The 19,007-nt window shown below is 68.1% G+C and carries 33 protein-coding genes; all 33 read left to right on the top strand.

What is annotated here, in order from left to right:
* Positions 1–261 precede the first annotated feature (261 nt).
* The 33 genes from rpsJ (at position 262) to truA (ending at position 18,992) form a co-directional block, all read left to right on the top strand.
* Positions 262–570: a 30S ribosomal protein S10 gene (gene rpsJ, locus AB0A90_RS27520; RefSeq protein WP_007073037.1), complete on the top strand. Its 309-nt coding sequence runs from the start codon at positions 262–264 to the stop codon at positions 568–570.
* An 11-nt stretch (positions 571–581) separates the two neighbouring features.
* Positions 582–1,247 carry a 50S ribosomal protein L3 gene (gene rplC / locus AB0A90_RS27515; protein WP_184178725.1) on the top strand — a complete coding sequence of 222 codons (666 nt, stop codon included), beginning with the start codon at positions 582–584 and terminating at the stop codon, positions 1,245–1,247.
* Positions 1,244–1,894 (top strand): 50S ribosomal protein L4, encoded by a 651-nt coding sequence (gene rplD, locus AB0A90_RS27510; RefSeq protein WP_110563096.1) that lies wholly within the window; start codon positions 1,244–1,246, stop codon positions 1,892–1,894. The genes rplC and rplD overlap by 4 nt, the downstream gene beginning before the upstream one ends.
* Positions 1,891–2,193, top strand: a complete 303-nt coding sequence (rplW, locus tag AB0A90_RS27505; RefSeq protein ID WP_007465304.1) for a 50S ribosomal protein L23 — start codon at positions 1,891–1,893, stop codon at positions 2,191–2,193. The genes rplD and rplW overlap by 4 nt, the downstream gene beginning before the upstream one ends.
* 12 nt (positions 2,194–2,205) lie before the next feature.
* A complete protein-coding gene (gene rplB / locus AB0A90_RS27500; RefSeq protein ID WP_357253573.1) occupies positions 2,206–3,045 on the top strand; it encodes a 50S ribosomal protein L2 in 840 nt (279 codons plus the stop codon).
* Between the two features lie 12 nt (positions 3,046–3,057).
* Positions 3,058–3,339 carry a 30S ribosomal protein S19 gene (gene rpsS / locus AB0A90_RS27495; RefSeq protein WP_007465299.1) on the top strand — a complete coding sequence of 94 codons (282 nt, stop codon included), beginning with the start codon at positions 3,058–3,060 and terminating at the stop codon, positions 3,337–3,339.
* Between the two features lie 41 nt (positions 3,340–3,380).
* Positions 3,381–3,839 carry a 50S ribosomal protein L22 gene (rplV, locus tag AB0A90_RS27490; RefSeq protein WP_007465297.1) on the top strand — a complete coding sequence of 153 codons (459 nt, stop codon included), beginning with the start codon at positions 3,381–3,383 and terminating at the stop codon, positions 3,837–3,839.
* Positions 3,839–4,708: a 30S ribosomal protein S3 gene (gene rpsC / locus AB0A90_RS27485; RefSeq protein ID WP_007465294.1), complete on the top strand. Its 870-nt coding sequence runs from the start codon at positions 3,839–3,841 to the stop codon at positions 4,706–4,708. The genes rplV and rpsC overlap by 1 nt, the downstream gene beginning before the upstream one ends.
* Before the next feature lie 3 nt (positions 4,709–4,711).
* Entirely contained in the window at positions 4,712–5,137 is a 426-nt protein-coding gene (gene rplP, locus AB0A90_RS27480) for a 50S ribosomal protein L16 (protein WP_053653940.1), read from the top strand.
* Positions 5,137–5,373 carry a 50S ribosomal protein L29 gene (gene rpmC, locus AB0A90_RS27475; RefSeq protein ID WP_007465283.1) on the top strand — a complete coding sequence of 79 codons (237 nt, stop codon included), beginning with the start codon at positions 5,137–5,139 and terminating at the stop codon, positions 5,371–5,373. The genes rplP and rpmC overlap by 1 nt, the downstream gene beginning before the upstream one ends.
* A complete protein-coding gene (gene rpsQ, locus AB0A90_RS27470; protein WP_030489590.1) occupies positions 5,370–5,648 on the top strand; it encodes a 30S ribosomal protein S17 in 279 nt (92 codons plus the stop codon). Before rpmC ends, rpsQ begins: the two co-directional genes overlap by 4 nt.
* A 97-nt stretch (positions 5,649–5,745) precedes the next feature.
* A complete protein-coding gene (rplN, locus tag AB0A90_RS27465) occupies positions 5,746–6,114 on the top strand; it encodes a 50S ribosomal protein L14 (RefSeq protein WP_357253571.1) in 369 nt (122 codons plus the stop codon).
* Positions 6,111–6,431 (top strand): 50S ribosomal protein L24, encoded by a 321-nt coding sequence (rplX, locus tag AB0A90_RS27460; RefSeq protein WP_172899047.1) that lies wholly within the window; start codon positions 6,111–6,113, stop codon positions 6,429–6,431. The genes rplN and rplX overlap by 4 nt, the downstream gene beginning before the upstream one ends.
* Positions 6,431–6,997: a 50S ribosomal protein L5 gene (gene rplE / locus AB0A90_RS27455; RefSeq protein ID WP_354944330.1), complete on the top strand. Its 567-nt coding sequence runs from the start codon at positions 6,431–6,433 to the stop codon at positions 6,995–6,997. The genes rplX and rplE overlap by 1 nt, the downstream gene beginning before the upstream one ends.
* A gap of 1 nt (position 6,998) precedes the next feature.
* The gene (locus AB0A90_RS27450; protein ID WP_007465272.1) at positions 6,999–7,184 is read left to right on the top strand and encodes a type Z 30S ribosomal protein S14; all 186 of its coding nucleotides are present in this window, start codon (positions 6,999–7,001) and stop codon (positions 7,182–7,184) included.
* Between the two features lie 116 nt (positions 7,185–7,300).
* Positions 7,301–7,708: a 30S ribosomal protein S8 gene (gene rpsH / locus AB0A90_RS27445; RefSeq protein ID WP_007465270.1), complete on the top strand. Its 408-nt coding sequence runs from the start codon at positions 7,301–7,303 to the stop codon at positions 7,706–7,708.
* 16 nt (positions 7,709–7,724) lie between these two features.
* Positions 7,725–8,267 (top strand): 50S ribosomal protein L6, encoded by a 543-nt coding sequence (rplF, locus tag AB0A90_RS27440; protein ID WP_266246314.1) that lies wholly within the window; start codon positions 7,725–7,727, stop codon positions 8,265–8,267.
* Positions 8,264–8,653, top strand: coding sequence for a 50S ribosomal protein L18 (gene rplR, locus AB0A90_RS27435; protein WP_357080808.1), 390 nt, complete (start codon positions 8,264–8,266; stop codon positions 8,651–8,653). Before rplF ends, rplR begins: the two co-directional genes overlap by 4 nt.
* Before the next feature lie 33 nt (positions 8,654–8,686).
* Positions 8,687–9,301 (top strand): 30S ribosomal protein S5, encoded by a 615-nt coding sequence (gene rpsE / locus AB0A90_RS27430; protein WP_007465263.1) that lies wholly within the window; start codon positions 8,687–8,689, stop codon positions 9,299–9,301.
* Positions 9,301–9,483: a 50S ribosomal protein L30 gene (rpmD, locus tag AB0A90_RS27425; RefSeq protein WP_007465262.1), complete on the top strand. Its 183-nt coding sequence runs from the start codon at positions 9,301–9,303 to the stop codon at positions 9,481–9,483. The genes rpsE and rpmD overlap by 1 nt, the downstream gene beginning before the upstream one ends.
* Positions 9,483–9,926, top strand: a complete 444-nt coding sequence (rplO, locus tag AB0A90_RS27420; RefSeq protein WP_357253568.1) for a 50S ribosomal protein L15 — start codon at positions 9,483–9,485, stop codon at positions 9,924–9,926. The genes rpmD and rplO overlap by 1 nt, the downstream gene beginning before the upstream one ends.
* A 234-nt stretch (positions 9,927–10,160) precedes the next feature.
* Positions 10,161–11,489, top strand: a complete 1,329-nt coding sequence (gene secY, locus AB0A90_RS27415) for a preprotein translocase subunit SecY (protein ID WP_357253566.1) — start codon at positions 10,161–10,163, stop codon at positions 11,487–11,489.
* Positions 11,490–12,143, top strand: a complete 654-nt coding sequence (locus AB0A90_RS27410) for an adenylate kinase (RefSeq protein ID WP_007465256.1) — start codon at positions 11,490–11,492, stop codon at positions 12,141–12,143. It abuts the gene before it with no gap.
* An 87-nt stretch (positions 12,144–12,230) separates the two neighbouring features.
* Positions 12,231–13,082: a type I methionyl aminopeptidase gene (gene map, locus AB0A90_RS27405; protein WP_357253564.1), complete on the top strand. Its 852-nt coding sequence runs from the start codon at positions 12,231–12,233 to the stop codon at positions 13,080–13,082.
* A gap of 194 nt (positions 13,083–13,276) precedes the next feature.
* The gene (locus AB0A90_RS27400; RefSeq protein WP_357253562.1) at positions 13,277–13,864 is read left to right on the top strand and encodes a DUF1707 domain-containing protein; all 588 of its coding nucleotides are present in this window, start codon (positions 13,277–13,279) and stop codon (positions 13,862–13,864) included.
* 309 nt (positions 13,865–14,173) lie between these two features.
* Entirely contained in the window at positions 14,174–14,395 is a 222-nt protein-coding gene (gene infA, locus AB0A90_RS27395) for a translation initiation factor IF-1 (protein WP_007073013.1), read from the top strand.
* Between the two features lie 91 nt (positions 14,396–14,486).
* Positions 14,487–14,600 (top strand): 50S ribosomal protein L36, encoded by a 114-nt coding sequence (gene rpmJ / locus AB0A90_RS27390; protein ID WP_357253706.1) that lies wholly within the window; start codon positions 14,487–14,489, stop codon positions 14,598–14,600.
* Positions 14,601–14,864: 264 nt separating this feature from the next.
* Positions 14,865–15,245: a 30S ribosomal protein S13 gene (rpsM, locus tag AB0A90_RS27385; RefSeq protein WP_030329917.1), complete on the top strand. Its 381-nt coding sequence runs from the start codon at positions 14,865–14,867 to the stop codon at positions 15,243–15,245.
* Positions 15,246–15,332: 87 nt separating this feature from the next.
* Positions 15,333–15,740, top strand: a complete 408-nt coding sequence (gene rpsK, locus AB0A90_RS27380) for a 30S ribosomal protein S11 (protein WP_030329919.1) — start codon at positions 15,333–15,335, stop codon at positions 15,738–15,740.
* A gap of 13 nt (positions 15,741–15,753) precedes the next feature.
* A complete protein-coding gene (gene rpsD / locus AB0A90_RS27375) occupies positions 15,754–16,380 on the top strand; it encodes a 30S ribosomal protein S4 (protein WP_007465229.1) in 627 nt (208 codons plus the stop codon).
* Between the two features lie 98 nt (positions 16,381–16,478).
* Entirely contained in the window at positions 16,479–17,501 is a 1,023-nt protein-coding gene (locus AB0A90_RS27370) for a DNA-directed RNA polymerase subunit alpha (protein ID WP_007465227.1), read from the top strand.
* 34 nt (positions 17,502–17,535) lie between these two features.
* Positions 17,536–18,093, top strand: coding sequence for a 50S ribosomal protein L17 (gene rplQ / locus AB0A90_RS27365; protein WP_357253560.1), 558 nt, complete (start codon positions 17,536–17,538; stop codon positions 18,091–18,093).
* A gap of 68 nt (positions 18,094–18,161) precedes the next feature.
* Positions 18,162–18,992: a tRNA pseudouridine(38-40) synthase TruA gene (gene truA / locus AB0A90_RS27360; RefSeq protein WP_357253558.1), complete on the top strand. Its 831-nt coding sequence runs from the start codon at positions 18,162–18,164 to the stop codon at positions 18,990–18,992.
* The last annotated feature ends 15 nt before the right edge of the window (positions 18,993–19,007 follow it).

The following is a 19,007-nucleotide window of genomic DNA, read 5'->3' as shown; positions in this document are numbered from 1 at the left end:
GCTGAACCTCCGGGTGGCGAGTCAGTCGAGCGTAGGGTGGTTGGCGGCCCAGTCGCCAACCACCCTCGCACGGCGTTCAGGTCGCGGTAATGCGATCGGCGCCTTGACCCACCGCGCGGTCAGCACCACTCCGGAACCACGGGGCGGAGCCCGGCCCGAGGGCGCGACACGCCCGACCGCGGGGGTCGGCGAAGTGGGCCTGTGCCAGCCGGCACAGGCGCCCGCAACACAGCGGCATCGAGAGAAGGAACAGAAGCCACCATGGCGGGACAGAAGATCCGCATCCGGCTCAAGGCCTATGACCACGAGGTCGTCGACTCCTCGGCTCGGAAGATCGTCGAGACGGTGACGCGCACCGGGGCGCAGGTCGCGGGCCCGGTGCCGCTGCCCACGGAGATCAACCGTTTCTGCGTTATCCGCTCGCCGCACAAGTACAAGGACTCGCGCGAGCACTTCGAGATGCGCACGCACAAGCGGCTGATCGACATCATCGACCCGACCCCGAAGACGGTCGACTCGCTCATGCGCCTCGACCTGCCGGCTGGCGTCGACATCGAGATCAAGCTGTAGGGACCGGACAAATGGACAGGCAAGTCAAGGGGATCCTGGGCGCCAAGCTCGGCATGACCCAGGTCTGGGACAACAACCGTGTTGTTCCCGTGACCGTGGTCGAGGCCGGCCCGTGCGTCATCAGCCAGGTTCGTAGCGCCGAGAAGGACGGTTACTCCGCGGTCCAGCTGGCCTACGGCACCATCGACCCGCGCAAGGTCAAGAAGCCGATCAGCGGGCACTACGCCAAGGCGGACGTGGCGCCGCGCCGGCACATCGTCGAGCTGCGCACCACGGACGCCGGGGAATACTCGCTCGGCCAGGAAGTCACGGTCGAGGAGTTCCCGGCCGGCGTCACCATCGACGTCACCGGCAAGACCAAGGGCAAGGGCTTCGCCGGCGCGATGAAGCGGCACGGCTTCCACGGTCTGGGCAGCAGCCACGGTGTCGAGCGCAAGCACCGCTCGCCCGGTTCCATCGGCGCCTGCGCCACCCCGGGTCGTGTCTTCAAGGGCACCCGGATGGCCGGCCGGATGGGTGGCGTTCGCTACACCGTGCAGAACCTGACCGTCCAGGCGGTCGACACCGAGAACAACCTCCTGCTCGTCCGGGGTGCCATTCCTGGCCCCAAGGGCGCGCTGGTTCTGGTCCGTACCGCGGCCAAGATCAAGGTGAAGAAGGGCGGTGCGGCCAAGTGACCACCGTTGACGTGCGCACCGTCGAAGGCACCACCAGCAGCTCCGTCGAGCTGCCGGCGGACATCTTCGACGTGCAGGCCAACGTCGCGCTGATGCACCAGGTCGTGGTGGCCCAGCTCGCGGCGGCCCGACAGGGCACGCACAAGACCAAGACCCGCGCCGAGGTTGCTGGTGGCGGCAAGAAGCCGTACAAGCAGAAGGGCACCGGTCGCGCCCGGCAGGGCTCGATCCGCGCGCCGCAGTTCGCCGGCGGTGGCGTCGTGCACGGTCCCGTGCCGCGCGACTACAGCCAGCGGACCCCGAAGAAGATGAAGGCCGCCGCTCTGCGGGGTGCCCTCTCCGACCGGGCCCGCGCCGGGCAGGTGCACGTCGTCGAGGCGTTCGTCTCGGGCGAGAAGCCGTCGACCAAGGCCGCTCTGGCCACGCTGACCAAGCTCACCGAGGCCCGTCGGGTCCTGGTCGTGCTGAGCAGCACCGACGAGCTGAACTGGGTGTCGCTGCGCAACGAGCCGCGCGTGCACCTGATCGAGTCCGGCCAGCTGAACACGTACGACGTGCTGGTGGCCGACGACGTGGTCTTCACCAAGGACGCCCTGGACGAGTTCCTGGGCGTGCCCGCCGAGACCACCGAGGAGGGTGGCAAGTGAGCACGATCGCCGACCCGCGCGACATCATCGTGGCGCCGGTCGTCTCGGAGAAGAGCTACAGCGAGCTGAACCGGAACTGGTACACCTTCCTGGTGCACCCGGACGCGAACAAGACCGAGATCAAGATCGCTATCCAGCAGATCTTCAACGTCCGCGTCCTGACGGTCAACACGCTCAACCGCCAGGGTAAGCGCAAGCGCACCAAGACCGGCTTCGGTCAGCGCAAGGCGACCAAGCGGGCGATCGTGAAGCTGGCTGACGGTGACCGCATCGAGGCCTTCGGCGGCCCGGTCAGCTGAGGGGTGTAGACAATGGCTATCCGTAAGTACAAGCCGACGACGCCGGGCCGACGTGGCTCGAGTGTCGCTGACTTCGCCGAGATCACCCGGTCCACGCCGGAGAAGTCGCTGCTGGTTCCGCTGCCGAAGAAGGGCGGGCGTAACGCCCACGGCCGGATCACCACGCGGCACCACGGCGGCGGTCACAAGCGCCAGTACCGTCTGATCGACTTCAAGCGGGTCGACAAGGACGGCGTGCCGGCGAAGGTCGCTCACATCGAGTACGACCCGAACCGCACGGCGCGCATCGCGCTGCTGCACTACGCCGACGGCGAGAAGCGGTACATCATCGCGCCGAAGGACCTGAAGCAGGGCGACCGCGTCGAGTCCGGACCGGGCGCCGACATCAAGCCGGGTAACAACCTGCCGCTGCGCAACATCCCGGTCGGTACCACGGTCCACAACGTGGAGCTGCGTCCGGGTGGCGGGGCCAAGCTGGCCCGGTCCGCCGGCGTCGGTATCCAGCTGCTCGGCCGCGAGGGCGCGTACGCGACCCTGCGTATGCCGTCCGGCGAGATCCGGCGGGTGGACGTTCGCTGCCGCGCAAGCGTCGGCGAGATCGGCAACGCCGACCAGTCGAACATCAACTGGGGCAAGGCCGGCCGGATGCGGTGGAAGGGCAAGCGCCCGACCGTCCGTGGTGTCGCCATGAACCCGGTCGACCACCCGCACGGTGGTGGTGAGGGTAAGACCTCCGGTGGTCGCCACCCGGTCAACCCGCAGGGTAAGCCCGAGGGCCGCACCCGCCGTAAGGGCCAGCCGAGTGACCGGCTGATCGTCCGCCGCCGCTACGCCACGCGTAAGCGCGGCTGAGGGAGATAAGACATGCCTCGCAGCCTGAAGAAGGGCCCGTTCGTCGACGACCACCTGCTCAAGAAGGTGGAAGTACAGAACGACAAGGGCTCCAAGAACGTGATCAAGACCTGGTCGCGGCGTTCGACGATCATCCCCGAGATGCTGGGGCACACGATCGCCGTTCATGACGGACGCAAGCACGTCCCGGTGTTCGTGACCGAGGCGATGGTCGGGCACAAGCTCGGCGAGTTCGCGCTGACCCGCACGTTCAAGGGTCACGAGAAGGACGACCGGAAGAGCCGTCGGCGCTGACGCCGCGGGCATACGGATAGAGGGAACAAGGGGTTACAGCGATGCCAGGAAAGGGCGACGCTCCGGTGCTTCCGGGCGCGCGGGCGGTTGCGCGGCACGTGCGCATCTCGCCGATGAAGGCGCGCCGGGTGGTCAACCTCGTCCGCGGCCTGCCCGCGAAGGAGGCGCTCACGGTGCTGCAGTTCGCGCCGCAGGCTGCGAGCGAGCAGGTGTACAAGGTGCTCGCTAGCGCGATCGCCAACGCGGAGAACAACGAGCGGCTGGACCCCGACGCGCTGCTCGTCAGCGAGGCCTTCGTGGATGAGGGTCCGACGATGAAGCGGTTCCAGCCGCGGGCGCAGGGTCGGGCGTACCGAATCCGCAAGCGCACCTGCCACATCACCGTGGCGGTCGAAGCGGTCGCGCCGGCAGCGCCGAGGAAGGCCGCGGCGAAGAAGGCCGCCCCGGCCACGGAGGCCGCACCGGCCGAAGCGCAGAGCAAGACGGAGGACGCCGAGTAATGGGTCAGAAGGTTCACCCCACTGGGTTCCGGCTCGGCATCTCGACCGACTGGAAGTCCCGCTGGTTCGCGGACAAGCTCTACAAGGACTACATCGGCGAAGATGTCAAGATTCGCCGGATGATGTCCAAGGGCCTCGAGCGTGCCGGCATTTCCAAGGTCGACATCGAGCGCACCCGCGACCGGGTTCGGGTCGACATCCACACCGCCCGGCCGGGCATCGTCATCGGCCGTAAGGGTGCGGAGGCCGACCGGATCCGCGGCGAGCTTGAGAAGCTCACCGGCAAGCAGGTTCAGCTGAACATCATCGAGGTGAAGAACCCCGAGTCGGACGCTCAGCTGGTCGCGCAGGGCGTGGCCGAGCAGCTGTCCAGCCGGGTCAGCTTCCGTCGGGCGATGCGCAAGGCCATGCAGTCGGCGATGAAGAACCCGGTCTGCAAGGGCATCCGGGTTCAGGTCTCGGGCCGCCTCGGCGGCGCCGAGATGAGCCGGACCGAGTTCTACCGTGAGGGCCGGGTTCCGCTGCACACGCTGCGGGCCAACATCGAGTACGGCTTCTTCGAGGCCCGTACCACGTTCGGCCGGATCGGTGTGAAGGTCTGGATCTACAAGGGCGACGCCGTCCCGGGCCGGGAGGCTCCGGCCGAGGCCGGTCCGTCCCGCCCGCGTCGTGGTGAGCGTGGCGACCGTCCCGAGCGTCCGCGTCGTGGCCGGTCGGGTTCGTCCGGCACCACGGCCGGTGGCACCGAGGCCGGGCGGGCTGCTGCGACCACCATCGCGCAGCAGGCCGAGACGCCGAGCGGCGAGCCGGTGGACAGCGCAGCTGTCGCCGCCGCGGCTGCTCCGGCAGAAACGCAGCAGGAGGGCTGACAGATGCTGATGCCGCGCAAGCCCCCGAAGGGCTTCCGCAAGCCGCACCACCCGGACCGCAGTGGCGCGTCCAAGGGTGGTAACCGGGTGGTGTTCGGCGAGTTCGGGATCCAGGCTCTCGAGCCGGCGTACGTGACGAACCGGCAGATCGAGTCGGCACGTATCGCGATGACTCGCCACATCAAGCGTGGTGGCAAGGTCTGGATCACGATCTTCCCGGACCAGGCCCTCACCAAGAAGCCTGCCGAGACCCGGATGGGTTCCGGTAAGGGTTCGCCCGAGTGGTGGGTTGCCAACGTCAAGCCGGGGCGGGTTCTCTTCGAGATGTCCTTCCCCAACGAGCAGACCGCGCGAGAGGCCATGCGTCGCGCGATCCACAAGCTCCCGATGAAGTGCCGCATTGTTACGCGCGAAGTGGGTGAATCCTGATGGCAGCGGGCGTTAAGGCGACCGAGCTGCGTGAGCTCTCCGAAGAGGAGCTGGTCACGAAGCTGCGGGAGGCCAAGGCGGAGCTGTTCAACCTCCGCGTGCAGGCCGCAACCGGGCAGCTGGACAACAACCGGCGGTTGCAGGTCATCCGTCGGGAGATCGCCCGGATCTACACGATCATGCGTGAGCGCGAGCTGGGGCTCTCGGCCGCGCCGACTGAGGTGACTGCATCATGACCGAAGAGACCGCCACCGCCGCCGCGCGGTCGCGCCGCAAGGTCCGCGAGGGCCTGGTGATCAGCGACAAGATGGACAAGACCGTCGTCGTCGAGGTCGAGGACCGGGTTCGGCACGCGCTGTACGGCAAGATCATGCGCCGTACGGCCAAGCTGAAGGTGCACGACGAGCAGAACGCCGCTGGCACCGGTGACCGGGTTCTCATCATGGAGACCCGGCCGCTGAGCGCCACCAAGCGTTGGCGGATCGTGGAGATCCTGGAAAAGGCCAAGTAGCGAAGGCTCGAGCTCGCCCGGCGTTGCGTCGGGCGTAGGTTCCGCCAGGCTCCGGCCGCTACGGCGGCCGGAGAACCGGCAGACATAGGAGATAGACGTGATTCAGCAGGAGTCGCGACTGCGCGTCGCCGACAACTCGGGTGCTCGGGAGATCCTGTGCATCCGGGTTCTCGGTGGCTCGGGTCGGCGCTACGCGAGCATCGGCGACGTCATCGTGGCCACGGTCAAGGACGCGATCCCGGGTGCCGGTGTGAAGAAGGGCGACGTCGTCAAGGCGGTCGTCGTTCGCACGGCCAAGGAGAGGCGTCGGCCGGACGGCTCGTACATCCGCTTCGACGAGAACGCCGCCGTCATCATCAAGGACGGCGGGGACCCGCGTGGTACCCGCATCTTCGGCCCGGTGGGCCGGGAGCTGCGGGACAAGCGGTTCATGAAGATTATTTCCCTCGCGCCGGAGGTGTTGTGACCGTGAAGGTCAAGAAGGGCGACACGGTCGTCGTCATCGCCGGCAAGGACAAGGGTGCCAAGGGCAAGGTCATTCAGGCCTACCCGCGGCAGGACAAGGTCCTGGTCGAGGGCGTGAACCGGGTCAAGAAGCACACCCGCATCAGCACCACCCAGCGTGGCGCCAAGACCGGCGGCATCGTCACTCAGGAGGCCCCGATCCACGTCTCGAACGTGCAGGTCCTGGACTCCGACGGCAAGCCGACCCGCGTCGGTTACCGGATCGACGACAACGGCCAGAAGGTCCGCATCGCGCGCAGCACCGGTAAGGACCTGTGATGACCACGGCTACCGAAAAGACCCTGCCGCGCCTCAAGGAGCGGTACCGCAACGAGATCGTGGCCCAGCTGCGCGAGCAGCACAGCTACGGCAACCCCATGCAGGTGCCGCGGCTGGTCAAGATCGTCGTCAACATGGGTGTCGGCGAGGCTGCTCGCGACGCCAAGCTGATCGACGGCGCGGTCCGCGACCTCGCCACGATCACCGGCCAGAAGCCGCAGGTGCGGCGGGCGACCAAGTCCATCGCGCAGTTCAAGCTGCGTGAGGGCATGCCGATCGGTGCGAAGGTGACCCTTCGCGGCGACCGGATGTGGGAGTTCCTGGACCGGCTGCTGTCCATCTCGCTGCCGCGTATCCGCGACTTCCGCGGTCTGGACGGGCGCAAGCTGGACGGGCACGGCAACTACACGTTCGGTCTGACCGAGCAGTCGGTGTTCCACGAGATCGACCAGGACCGGATCGATCGCCAGCGGGGCATGGACATCACGGTGGTCACGACCGCCACGACCGACGACGAGGGCCGGGCGCTGCTCAAGCTCCTGGGCTTCCCGTTCAAGGAGAACTGAGATGGCCAAGAAGGCGCTGATCATCAAGGCGGCCGCGAAGCCGAAGTTCTCGGTTCGCGCGTACACCCGCTGCCAGCGGTGCGGGCGTCCGAAGGCGGTCTACCGCAAGTTCGGGCTCTGCCGGGTCTGCATCCGGGAGATGGCTCACCGTGGTGAGCTGCCGGGCGTGTCCAAGGCTTCCTGGTAAGGGCGACCGCGTCCCGGCCGTCGGCCGGGAACTCCTGCACCGATTAGGTATTGCTCTTCGCCGTAGGCCCGGGGCTGATGCCCCGGGAACCCCGGCGAGAAAGGCTGACGAAATCCATGACGATGACCGACCCGATCGCAGACATGCTCACGCGTCTGCGTAACGCCAACCAGGCGTACCACGATCAGGTGAAGATGCCCTACTCCAAGATCAAGGCGAACATCGCCGAGGTCTTGAAGGCCGAGGGTTACATCGCCACCTGGTCGGTCGAGGAGCCCGAGGAGGGTGCCGTCGGCAAGCGACTGGTCGTCGAGCTGAAGTACGGCCAGAACCGCGAGCGGAGCCTGGCCGGCATCAAGCGCGTGTCCAAGCCCGGTCTCCGGGTGTACGCCAAGTCGGACGGGCTCCCGCGGGTGCTCGGTGGGCTGGGCGTGGCGATCATTTCGACGTCCCAGGGGCTGCTGACCGACCGGCAGGCCCGCAAGCGGAGTGTTGGCGGGGAAGTCCTCGCCTTCGTCTGGTAACGGGAGACTGGTAGAAATGTCGCGAATTGGACGTAAGTCGATCCCGGTACCGGCCGGCGTCGACATCACGATCGACGGGCAGACCGTCAAGGTCAAGGGCCCCAAGGGCCAGCTTGAGCACACCCTCGCCGAGCCGATCACGGTCGAGCGGGCCGAGGATGGGCAGCTGAACGTCAACCGGCCGAACGACGAGCGCAAGGCCAAGGAGCTCCACGGCCTGAGCCGTACGCTGGTTGCCAACATGATCGTCGGGGTCACCGAGGGCTACCGCAAGAGCCTGGAGATCGCCGGCACCGGTTACCGGGTCACCGCCAAGGGTTCGGACCTCGAGTTCGCGCTCGGGTTCTCGCACCCGGTGGTCGTCCCCGCCCCGGCGGGCATCACCTTCACGGTGGAGCGGCCGACCCTGTTCCACGTGGCTGGCATCGACAAGCAGCAGGTCGGTGAGGTCGCCGCCAACATCCGGAAGATCCGCCCGCCGGAGCCCTACAAGGGCAAGGGCGTGAAGTACCAGGGCGAGGTCATCCGCCGCAAGGCCGGAAAGGCAGGTAAGAAGTGAGCGCCACGCTGCTCAAGCGCCGCCGCGGTGTCGCCGCCAAGCGCGCCGTTGGGCGTGCGCGTCGGCACTTCCGCGTCCGCAAGAACGTCAGCGGTACGTCCGAGCGTCCGCGCCTGGTCGTCACCCGTTCGCTGCGGCACATGGTCGCCCAGATCGTCGACGACACCAAGGGACACACCCTGGCGTCGGCGTCGACCCTGGACGCCTCGCTGCGCGGTACGGAGGGCGACAAGAGCGCCCTCGCCGGCAAGGTGGGCGCACTGCTCGCCGAGCGGGCCAAGGCCGCCGGCGTCTCCAAGGTCGTCTTCGACCGCGGCGGCAACCGGTACGCGGGGCGAGTCGCCGCGCTTGCCGACGCCGCCCGCGAAGCCGGGCTCGAGTTCTAACAACCCCGTCACGAGAGATAAGGAAGGCTGCTGATGCCAGGTCAACAGCGCCGTGGCGGCGGGTCCGGTGGCAACGAGGGTGGTCGCCGCGACAACCGCCGTGAGGGCGGCCGCGGAAACGCGCCCGTCGAGAAGACCCCGCACCTTGAGCGGGTCGTCGCGATCAACCGCGTCGCCAAGGTCGTGAAGGGTGGTCGTCGCTTCAGCTTCACCGCCCTCGTGATCGTGGGCGACGGCGACGGCACGGTCGGCGTGGGCTACGGAAAGGCCAAGGAGGTGCCCGCGGCCATCGCCAAGGGTGTCGAGGAGGCCAAGAAGCACTTCTTCAAGGTCCCGCGGATCGGTCAGTCGATCCCGCACCCGGTGACGGGTGAGGACGCCGCTGGCGTCGTGCTGCTCAAGCCGGCCTCGGCCGGTACGGGTGTCATCGCCGGTGGTCCGGTGCGCGCCGTGCTGGAGTGCGCCGGGATCCACGACGTGCTCTCGAAGAGCCTCGGCTCCTCGAACCCGATCAACATCGTGCACGCCACCGTGGCGGCCCTGAAGGGGCTTGAGTCCCCCGAGCAGGTCGCGGCGCGTCGTGGTCTGCCGGTGGAGGACGTCGCGCCGGCCGCCATGCTGGCGTCGCGTGCGGGGGTGGCGCGCTGATGGCACGTCTGAAGGTCACCCAGCTCCGGTCCGGTATCGGGACCAAGCACAACCAGCGTGAGTCGCTGCGTTCGCTCGGTCTCAAGCGGATCAACGACGTGGTGGTCAAGGAGGACCGGCCCGAGATCCGCGGCATGATCTTCACTGTGAGCCACCTCGTGAAGGTCGAGGAGGTCGAGTAATGACGATCAAGGTTCACCACCTGCGCCCGGCGCCCGGATCCAAGACCGCGAAGACCCGTGTGGGTCGCGGTGAGGGTTCCAAGGGCAAGACGGCCGGTCGCGGTACCAAGGGTTCCAAGGCCCGGAAGAACATCTCGGCGGCGTTCGAGGGTGGGCAGATGCCCATCCACATGCGCCTTCCGAAGATGAAGGGCTTCAAGAACAAGTTCAAGGTGGTCTTCCAGGTGGTCAACCTGGACCGACTCGCTGAGCTGTTCCCGAACGGTGGCCAGGTTGGCCCGCTGGAGCTGGTTGAGTCCGGTGCGGTCCGCAAGGGTCACCCGGTCAAGGTCCTCGGCACCGGGGACCTCGGCGGAGTGGCGCTCCAGGTGACCGCGCACGCGTTCAGTGCGTCGGCCAAGGAGAAGATCGCCGCCGCCGGTGGCTCCGCCACCGAGCTGTAAGGCGTACAACCCATGGCGCCCGTCCAGTTGTGAGCAACTGGCGGGCGCCATGGTCTGCCTGGGGTCTCAAGTGCCCGGTAACATCGGAATCGATTTATGTAGTCGGGCGCATCTGCCCGGACCGGGGTCGGACTGTTAGAGTCCCATCCCAGCCATGGATTGCGGGCACTCGCCCGTGATCCACCCCCACCCGCCAGGGATCACCGGCGGCCCGCCTCGCGCAGGAGGAAGAAGTTGCTGTCCGCCTTTCTCAGTGCGTTCCGTACGCCTGACCTGCGCAAGAAGCTGCTGTTCACAGTAGGCATCATCGCGGTCTACCGGCTGGGTGCGACGCTCCCCAGCCCGGGCGTCTCGTACGGCAACGTGCAGAAGTGCCTCGACTCCATCTCGGGTGACACGACGGGCCCGCTGAATCTGCTCAACCTCTTCTCCGGCGGAGCGCTGCTACAGCTCTCGGTCTTCGCGCTGGGCATCATGCCCTACATCACCGCGTCGATCATCCTGCAGCTGCTGACCGTCGTGATCCCACGGCTGGAGCAGCTCCGCAAGGAGGGCCAGGCCGGTCAGGCGAAGATCACGCAGTACACCCGCTACCTGACCCTCGGTCTCGGCGTGCTGCAGGCCTCGGCGTTCGTGGCGCTGGCCCGCTCGGGCCAGCTGTTCCAGAACCGCTGCGACCAGTTCCCGATCATCCCGACCGGCACCGGCATCCCGGACTGGCTGACCCTGACGATCCTGGTGATCACCATGACCGCCGGCACCGGCATGGTCATGTGGCTCGGCGAGCTGATCACCGACCGGGGCGTCGGCAACGGCATGTCCGTCCTGATCTTCACCTCGATCGCGGCCCGGCTGCCCGGCGAGGGCTGGCAGATCAAGACCAGCCAGGGTTGGGGCAAGTTCGCCCTCGTCATCGCGCTGGTCCTGGTGGTCATCACCGCGGTCACCTTCATCGAGCAGGCGCAGCGCCGGATCCCCGTGCAGTACGCCAAGCGGATGATCGGCCGGCGGATGTACGGCGGCACCTCGACCTACATCCCGTTGAAGGTCAACCAGGCGGGTGTGATCCCGGTCATCTTCGGCTCGTCCCTGCTCTACCTGCCGCAGCTGGCCCTGCAGTTCTTCGACCAGAACGATCCGGGCAAGGTCCAGGCGTGGATCCAGAACAACCTGGTCGCCCCGAACAGCCCGATCTACATCTCGGTCTACTTCCTGCTGATCATCTTCTTCACGTACTTCTACGTCTCGATCACGTTCAACCCGACCGAGGTCGCGGACAACATGAAGAAGTACGGCGGGTTCGTGCCGGGCATCCGGCCGGGCAAGCCGACGGCCGACTACCTGGACTTCATCCTCAGCCGGATCACCCTGCCGGGCGCGCTCTACCTCGGCATCATCTCGATCCTGCCGAACTTCTTCTTCATCTGGCTGGACAGCCAGCAGTACCAGAACTTCCCGTTCGGTGGCACCGCTGTGCTCATCATGGTCGGCGTCGGTCTGGAGACCGTGAAGCAGATCGAGAGCCAACTCATGCAGCGGAACTACGAAGGGTTCCTGCGGTAGATGAGACTCGTTCTGGTTGGCCCGCCGGGTGCGGGTAAGGGCACGCAGGCTGAGTTCGTCGCTGCGCACCTGTCGGTACCCAAGATCTCGACCGGAGACATCTTCCGTTCGAACGTCACCCAGGGCACGCCGCTCGGCGTCGAGGCGAAGCGCTACATGGACGCAGGCGAGCTGGTTCCGGACGAGGTAACCATCAACATGGTCCGGGACCGGCTGGCCGAGCCCGATGCCAGCGAGGGCTTCCTGCTCGACGGCTTCCCGCGGACCACTCCGCAGGCGGCCGCCCTGGACAAGCTCCTCGCCGACCTGGGCACCGCGCTGGATCTGGTCCTGGAGCTGGTGGTCGACGACGACGAGGTGATCCGGCGGCTCTCCGGTCGGCGTACCTGCCGGGGCTGCGGCAAGATCTGGCACGTCGAGTTCGACGCCACCACCCGGCCGGGAATCTGCGACAGGTGCGGCGCCGAGCTGTTCCAACGCGACGACGACAAGCCGGAGACGATCGCCACCCGGCTTCGTGAGTACAGCGAGAAGACCGCGCCCCTGGTCGACTACTACGGCGCTCAGGGCAAGCTGGTCGGGATCGACGCCACCGGCCCGGTGGAGGACGTCACCACCCGGGCCATCGACGCACTGCGGTCGTACGGCGGCTGAGGTCCCGCCGGACCACGGCGGATAGAGTGCGAACAGCGGGGTACGCATGACGTGCCCCGCTGTTCGGCAACGAAAGGTAATCGCTCCATGCGTCGTCCCCAGCTGGACATCCAGCTGAAGACCCCTGACCAGATCGAGAAGATGCGGGCCGCCGGGCTGGTGGTCGCCGAGGCGCTCCGCCGGATGCGGGAGGCAGTCGCCCCGGGCGTGAGCACCGCCGATCTGGACGCCATCGCCGAGTCGACCATCCGCGAGGCGGGTGGTGTGCCGTCGTTCAAGGGCTACCACGGTTTCCCGGCGTCGATCTGCTCCTCGGTCAACGAGCAGATCGTGCATGCGATCCCGTCGCCGACGCAGGTGCTCGAGGCCGGTGACCTGATCTCGATCGACTGCGGCGCGGTGCTGGACGGGTGGCACGGCGACTCCGCCATCACCGTCGGGGTCGGCGACGTCGACCCGGCGCTGTTGAAGATGGCTGAGGTCGCCGAGGACGCCATGTGGGCCGGTATCGCCGCCGCCGCCCGCGGCGCGGCCAGCGGCAAGGGCCGGCTCACCGACATCTCGCACGCCGTGGAGAGCGCCGTTCGCAAGGGCGGCCGGTACGGCATCGTCGACGGCTACGGCGGGCACGGCATCGGCACCGAGATGCACCAGGACCCGCACGTGCTCAACCACGGCCGGCCGGGCAAGGGTCCACGTCTGGTGCCGGGCATGGCGTTGGCCATCGAGCCGATGATCACGATGGCGTCCCCGCGTACGGTCGAGTTGGCCGACGGCTGGACGGTCGTCACCCGGGACGGCTCGATCGCGGCGCACGTCGAGCACTCGATGGCCCTGCTGCCGGACGGCGTGTGGGTGCTCACGGCCTTCGACGGCGGCCGCGCCCGCCTGGGCGACCTGGTGACCGCCCGCCAACCAGCAGCCTCCACCACCCCCTGAGCCCCACACCCACCCGCGCCGTCCCCACCCCACCGCGTCTCACCCCGTTGATCATGGGGTTATCGGCGCGACACGCCGCTCTCCCGGCCGGTAACCCCATGATCGACGGCGACGGCGGGCGACGGCGGCGGCGACCGGCGACCGGGCGGTTTGGTGGGGCGTGGGGGTGGCTTGGGGGTGGCATGCTTGCCGGCATGGACGGGCGCGACGGAATGCGAGCCGCGGACGCGGACCGTGCGGCGGTGGCCGAACGGCTGCGGGTCGCCCTCGACGAGGGTCGACTGGACCTGCACGAGTACGACGAGCGGTTGCAGCGGGCCTACGCGGCCCGCACGTACGCCGAGTTGGAAGCTCTGCTCACCGATCTGCCGCCGGTGACGCCGACGCAGTCGTCGGTCCTGGCGCCGGCCTCGGTCGGTGGACCGGCGGTCAGCCCGCTGGCCGGCCAGCCCGACCAGGTGCCGACCGGTGATGCCACCGCACGTTGGTTGGGTGAGGTGTGGCTGCCGTACCTGAAGGTGATCGCCATCGTGGTGGCCATCTGGGCGGTGACGTCGGTGCTCAGCAAGCAGCTGCTCTACTTCTGGCCAGGCTGGGTGGCGGGGCCCTGGGGTGCGGTGCTGGTGGTGCGTACGGTCACCGGGTTGGCCGGGGGAGAGCCCCGGCGTCAGGCGATCGAGCGGGCGCGGCGGCGGCAGCGCAAACGGGCGAAGCGGGAACGCCGGCGGGAGCTGCGTTCCGGTGAATCGGACGAACGGGACGATCCGCAGCCGGCTGGCTGACCACCGGCGACGTCGCCTCGGGCTGGGAGTGGCCGGGGTCACCGATCGACAGGCGCCCCCATGGAGATCAGCTGGCCCTCGGGTGGGGCTCAGCACCTGACCCGGCGGCGTGTTGGGTGGCCGGTTTGGCGTGCGACTGCAGGCCGGCGTACACTTTCAGATCGGCGCACAGCGTCCACTCCGGCATGCCCACCCTGCGCTTCGGTGGGAGCTGGAGCCGCGGCTGGCGCGGTCTTCTGATTCTGATCAGATTTCCGTGTAAGACGTTGTGGGCCGCCCGGAGCAATCGACGTCAGGACAGCGGAGGACATGCCGAAAAAAGACGGAGCCATTGAGATCGAGGGTCGGGTCATCGAGCCCCTGCCGAACGCCATGTTCCGGGTGGAGCTCGCGAACGGCCACAAGGTGTTGGCTCACATCAGCGGCAAGATGCGGCAGCACTACATCCGCATCCTTCCGGAGGACCGGGTCGTCGTCGAACTCTCGCCGTACGACCTGACCCGCGGGCGCATCGTCTACCGCTACAAGTAGTCCTGACGACGGCCGGGAAGTCCCGTGTCTGTCTTCGACGTCCGGTGTCGCGTAGAGCGCGTCCCTGGGCCAGATGGGAAGTAAGGCAACCGTGAAGGTCAACCCGAGCGTCAAGAGGATCTGCCAGAAGTGCCGGGTTATCCGCCGGCACGGCCGGGTCATGGTCATCTGCAGCGACCCGCGCCACAAGCAGCGCCAGGGCTGACTCAGCCGTCCGGCCGGAACACGGCCGGGTGGTGTTGGTCCAGGCAATCCGCAGCGACACACACATCACACATGCTCGTCCCAGCCGCGAGCGGTACGCCAGACGTACCTCTGCGTGGCTGACCCCCGGTCGGAGGCCGGGGCCCGCTCGGGCAGCGACCGATCCCGGTCGCCGGCGCTCACCGCGTCGGAAAGACGGGACGGCCGGTAGCGGGGTGGGACGGGTCCACACCTCCGCCACACATCACGAGGAGTACGCCCGCACATGGCACGTCTAGTCGGCGTGGATCTCCCCCGCGAAAAGCGGTTGGAGATCGCGCTCACCTACATCTTCGGGGTCGGTCGTACCCGCGCCCTGGAGACACTCGCCGCCACCGGCATCTCGCCGGACAAGCGCGCTCGGGACCTCACGGACGAGGAGCTCGTGCAGCTCCGCGACCACATCGAGGGCAACTACAAGGTTGAAGGCGACCTGCGCCGCGAGGTCGCCGCTGACATCCGCCGCAAGGTTGAGATCGGCTGCTACGCCGGCATCCGGCACCGCCGGGGCCTGCCCGTGCGTGGCCAGCGGACCAAGACCAATGCACGGACCCGCAAGGGCCCGAAGCGGACCGTCGCCGGCAAGAAGAAGCCCGGCAAGAAGTAGTTCTTGACCGGATGACGGGGTCGGCCGCCGCCGAGGTGGGTCAGGCCGCAACCCGATCCGGAAAGTCAACTAGGAGCGCACAGACTTATGCCACCGAAGGCTCGTGCCGGAGCCGCTGTAAAGAAGGTCCGGCGCAAGGAACGCAAGAACGTCGCCCACGGGCAGGCGCACATCAAGAGCACGTTCAACAACACCATCGTGTCCATCACGGACCCGACCGGTGCGGTCATCTCCTGGGCCTCCGCTGGCCAGGTGGGCTTCAAGGGCTCCCGCAAGTCGACTCCGTTCGCCGCGCAGCTGGCCGCCGAGGCTGCCGCGCGTCGCGCCATGGAGCACGGCATGCGCAAGGTCGACGTGTTCGTCAAGGGCCCCGGCTCCGGCCGGGAAACCGCCATCCGTTCGCTGCAGGCCGTGGGCCTCGAGGTCGGCCAGATCGCCGACGTCACCCCGCAGCCGCACAACGGGTGCCGTCCGCCGAAGCGTCGCCGGGTCTGAGAGGTAGAGAGAGATGGCTCGTTACACCGGTGCAGACTGCCGCCGTTGCCGGCGGGAGAAGATGAAGCTGTTCCTCAAGGGCAGCAAGTGCGATGGTCCGAAGTGCCCGTTCGAGTCCCGGCCGTTCCCGCCCGGGCAGCACGGCCGCGGCCGCACGAAGGAGACGGAGTACCTGCTCCAGCTCCGCGAGAAGCAGAAGGCCCGTCGTGTCTACGGCGTGCTGGAGAAGCAGTTCCGCGGTTACTACGAGGAAGCCGTTGGCAAGCAGGCGAAGACCGGTGAGGTCCTCCTGCAGATCCTCGAGTCGCGGCTGGACAACGTCGTTTACCGGGCCGGCTACGCCCACTCGCGGGACATGGCCCGCCAGCTGGTCAAGCACGGTCACTTCACGGTGAACGGCAAGAAGGTCGACATCCCGTCGTACCGCGTCAAGGAGCACGACATCATCGAGGTTCGGGGCAAGAGCAAGGAGCTCACCCCGTTCGTCGTCGCGCAGGCTCAGGCCGGCTCGAAGACGGTTCCGGCGTGGCTTGAGGCCATCCCGAGCCAGATGAAGGTGCTCGTGCACTCCCTCCCGGCCCGGCAGGTCATCGACACGCAGGTCCAGGAACAGCTGATCGTCGAGCTCTACTCCAAGTAGTCCGAGCTCGTTCGGTGGCCCGCCCTTCGGGGCGGGCCACCGGAACAGTTTGTGTCGTGGGCGTCAAATAGCGGGCGCCCCGGAAGAGAAGAGAAAAGATGCTCATCAGTCAGCGGCCCTCCCTCTCCGAGGAGTCGATCAACGAGACCCGGTCGCGGTTCGCCATCGAGCCGCTCGAGCCGGGCTTCGGCTACACCCTGGGTAACTCGCTGCGGCGCACGCTGCTGTCGTCGATCCCGGGCGCGGCCGTCACCTCGATCAAGATCGACGGTGTCCTGCACGAGTTCACCACGATCCCCGGTGTCAAGGAGGACGTGGTCGAGCTCGTCATGAACATCAAGGAGCTGTGCGTCAGCTCCGAGCACGACGAGCCGGTCAGCATGTACCTGCGCAAGCAGGGCCCGGGCGACGTGACCGCGGGCGACATCCAGCCGCCGGCCGGCGTCTCGGTGCACAACCCGGATCTCAAGCTCGCCACCCTCAACGGCAAGGGCCGGCTCGACATGGAGCTGACCGTCGAGCGGGGCCGGGGCTACGTGACGGCGGCGCAGAACAAGCAGTCCGGCGCCGAGATCGGCCGTATCCCGGTCGACTCGATCTACTCGCCGGTGCTGAAGGTGACCTACCGCGTCGAGGCGACCCGTGTCGAGCAGCGCACCGACTTCGACCGGCTGATCATCGATGTCGAGACCAAGCCGTCGATGGGTCCGCGTACCGCGCTGGCCTCCGCCGGTTCGACGCTTGTCGAGCTGTTCGGGCTGGCCCGGGAGCTGGACGAGACCGCCGAGGGCATCGACATCGGGCCGTCCCCGCAGGACGCCCAGCTGGCGGCGGACCTGGCCCTGCCGATCGAGGAGCTGGACCTCACCGTCCGCTCCTACAACTGCCTCAAGCGCGAGGGCATCAACTCCGTTGGTGAGCTCATCGGGCGTACCGAGGCCGACCTCCTCGACATTCGCAACTTCGGTCAGAAGTCGATCGACGAGGTCAAGATGAAGCTCGCCGGGATGGGTCTCGGGCTGAAGGACTCGGCTCCGAACTTCGACCCGGCGCACGTCGTGGACACCTTCGGCGAGGCCGACTACGACACCGACGACTACCGCGAGACCGAGCAGCTCTAGTCCGCGCTGCCGCCACAACTGAGGAGCACCAAAAATGCCCACGCCCACCAAGGGCCCCCGCCTCGGCGGCAGCCCCTCGCACGAGCGGCTGATGCTCGCCAACCTGGCGACCGCGCTGTTCCAGCACGGCAAGATCCAGACCACCGAGACGAAGGCCCGTCGGCTGCGTCCGCTGGCCGAGCAGCTCATCACCAAGGCCAAGCGCGGTGACCTCGCCTCGCGGCGGCGGGTGCTGGGTGTCGTCAAGGACAAGGACGTGGTCTACGCCCTGTTCGACCAGATCGCGCCCCGGTACTCCAACCGCCCCGGCGGTTACACCCGGATCGTGAAGACCGGTCCGCGCAAGGGTGACAACGCGCCGATGGCCATCATCGAGCTGGTGGAGGAGCTTCAGGTCGCCGAGCCCAAGGTGAACAAGAAGACCGCCTCCCGCAAGGCCGCGCAGCAGGACAAGGTCGAGGCGCTCGCCCCGGCCGAGGAGACCCCGCAGTCGGCGTCGACCGACCAGGACTCCGAGGCGCCGGTGTCGGCGTCCGGTGACACCGACGCCGCCCGCGAGGACAGCGACGAGGCCACCGAGAACAAGGCCTGATCAAGGGCAACGTCGGGCCCGGCATCCCTCACGGGGTGCCGGGCTCGATCCGTAACAGGAGGTACGAGGTGGACGAGCGGATCCGGCTGCGGCTGGACGTCTCGTACGACGGCACGGACTTCTCCGGCTGGGCCGCCCAGCCGACCCGGCGCACCGTCGCGGGTGTGCTCGTCGAGACCCTGGACCTGGTCCTCGGCGCCGGCGCGGTCACCGGGCTGACGGTGGCCGGGCGTACCGACGCGGGAGTCCACGCCACCGGGCAGGTCTGCCACCTGGATCTGCTGGTCGACGTGTGGCGGCAGCACGAGGGGCGGCTGCTGCGTCGCCTGGCCCGGCTGCTCCCCACCGACGTGCGCGTCCGGGCGATGACCGAGGTGCCCGCCGACTTCGACGCCCGGTTCTCGGCGACCTTCCGGCGCTACGAGTACCGGGTCACCGATGCGCCCTTCGGCGCGGAGCCGCTGCGCCGGCACGAGGTGCTGGCCTGGCCGAAGCCGTTGGACCTGGCGGCGCTGAACGCCGCCGCGGCCGGGCTGGTGGGGGAGCACGACTTCGCCGCGTACTGCCGGCGCAAGGAGAACGCGACCACGTTGCGCGAGGTGACCCGGCTGGACTGGCGCCGTGATCCGGACGGCATCCTGGTCGCCACCGTGCAGGCCGACGCGTTCTGCCAGGCGATGGTGCGCAGCCTGGTGGGGGCGATGCTGGTGGCCGGGGACGGTCGCCGCCCGGTCGAGTGGCCGGGCAGTCTGCTCACCCGTCAGGACCGCTCCAGCGAGGTGACTGTGGCTCCCGCGCGTGGGCTGACCCTGGTCGCCGTCGGCTACCCCGCCGATCCGTCCGAGTACGCCCGCCAGGCCGACCTCACCCGCCGACTGCGGGTCCCGGTCGAGGGCTGACCGCCGAGGGGTGGC

Source organism: Micromonospora sp. NPDC049204, from assembly GCF_040647935.1.
Taxonomy (GTDB): Bacteria; Actinomycetota; Actinomycetes; order Mycobacteriales; family Micromonosporaceae; genus Micromonospora.
Note: the sequence above shows the minus strand (reverse complement) of the source record. Positions and strands in the feature narration are given on the sequence as shown.

Excerpts from the sequence above, each read along its gene's own strand:
- AB0A90_RS27410 (WP_007465256.1), top strand. The coding sequence starts at position 11,490 with ATGAGACTCGTTCTGGTTGGCCCGCCGGGTGCGGGTAAGGGCACGCAG.
- AB0A90_RS27400 (WP_357253562.1), top strand. The coding sequence starts at position 13,277 with ATGGACGGGCGCGACGGAATGCGAGCCGCGGACGCGGACCGTGCGGCG.
- rplF (WP_266246314.1), top strand. The coding sequence starts at position 7,725 with ATGTCGCGAATTGGACGTAAGTCGATCCCGGTACCGGCCGGCGTCGAC.
- rplB (WP_357253573.1), top strand. The coding sequence starts at position 2,206 with ATGGCTATCCGTAAGTACAAGCCGACGACGCCGGGCCGACGTGGCTCG.
- rpsC (WP_007465294.1), top strand. The coding sequence starts at position 3,839 with ATGGGTCAGAAGGTTCACCCCACTGGGTTCCGGCTCGGCATCTCGACC.
- rpsE (WP_007465263.1), top strand. The coding sequence starts at position 8,687 with ATGCCAGGTCAACAGCGCCGTGGCGGCGGGTCCGGTGGCAACGAGGGT.
- rpsS (WP_007465299.1), top strand. The coding sequence starts at position 3,058 with ATGCCTCGCAGCCTGAAGAAGGGCCCGTTCGTCGACGACCACCTGCTC.
- rplV (WP_007465297.1), top strand. The coding sequence starts at position 3,381 with ATGCCAGGAAAGGGCGACGCTCCGGTGCTTCCGGGCGCGCGGGCGGTT.
- rplC (WP_184178725.1), top strand. The coding sequence starts at position 582 with ATGGACAGGCAAGTCAAGGGGATCCTGGGCGCCAAGCTCGGCATGACC.
- rplE (WP_354944330.1), top strand. The coding sequence starts at position 6,431 with ATGACCACGGCTACCGAAAAGACCCTGCCGCGCCTCAAGGAGCGGTAC.
- rpsQ (WP_030489590.1), top strand. The coding sequence starts at position 5,370 with ATGACCGAAGAGACCGCCACCGCCGCCGCGCGGTCGCGCCGCAAGGTC.
- rplQ (WP_357253560.1), top strand. The coding sequence starts at position 17,536 with ATGCCCACGCCCACCAAGGGCCCCCGCCTCGGCGGCAGCCCCTCGCAC.
- map (WP_357253564.1), top strand. The coding sequence starts at position 12,231 with ATGCGTCGTCCCCAGCTGGACATCCAGCTGAAGACCCCTGACCAGATC.
- rpmD (WP_007465262.1), top strand. The coding sequence starts at position 9,301 with ATGGCACGTCTGAAGGTCACCCAGCTCCGGTCCGGTATCGGGACCAAG.
- rplP (WP_053653940.1), top strand. The coding sequence starts at position 4,712 with ATGCTGATGCCGCGCAAGCCCCCGAAGGGCTTCCGCAAGCCGCACCAC.
- rpsH (WP_007465270.1), top strand. The coding sequence starts at position 7,301 with ATGACGATGACCGACCCGATCGCAGACATGCTCACGCGTCTGCGTAAC.
- rplO (WP_357253568.1), top strand. The coding sequence starts at position 9,483 with ATGACGATCAAGGTTCACCACCTGCGCCCGGCGCCCGGATCCAAGACC.
- rpsD (WP_007465229.1), top strand. The coding sequence starts at position 15,754 with ATGGCTCGTTACACCGGTGCAGACTGCCGCCGTTGCCGGCGGGAGAAG.
- infA (WP_007073013.1), top strand. The coding sequence starts at position 14,174 with ATGCCGAAAAAAGACGGAGCCATTGAGATCGAGGGTCGGGTCATCGAG.
- rpsM (WP_030329917.1), top strand. The coding sequence starts at position 14,865 with ATGGCACGTCTAGTCGGCGTGGATCTCCCCCGCGAAAAGCGGTTGGAG.
- rpsK (WP_030329919.1), top strand. The coding sequence starts at position 15,333 with ATGCCACCGAAGGCTCGTGCCGGAGCCGCTGTAAAGAAGGTCCGGCGC.
- rpsJ (WP_007073037.1), top strand. The coding sequence starts at position 262 with ATGGCGGGACAGAAGATCCGCATCCGGCTCAAGGCCTATGACCACGAG.
- AB0A90_RS27370 (WP_007465227.1), top strand. The coding sequence starts at position 16,479 with ATGCTCATCAGTCAGCGGCCCTCCCTCTCCGAGGAGTCGATCAACGAG.
- rpmC (WP_007465283.1), top strand. The coding sequence starts at position 5,137 with ATGGCAGCGGGCGTTAAGGCGACCGAGCTGCGTGAGCTCTCCGAAGAG.
- AB0A90_RS27450 (WP_007465272.1), top strand. The coding sequence starts at position 6,999 with ATGGCCAAGAAGGCGCTGATCATCAAGGCGGCCGCGAAGCCGAAGTTC.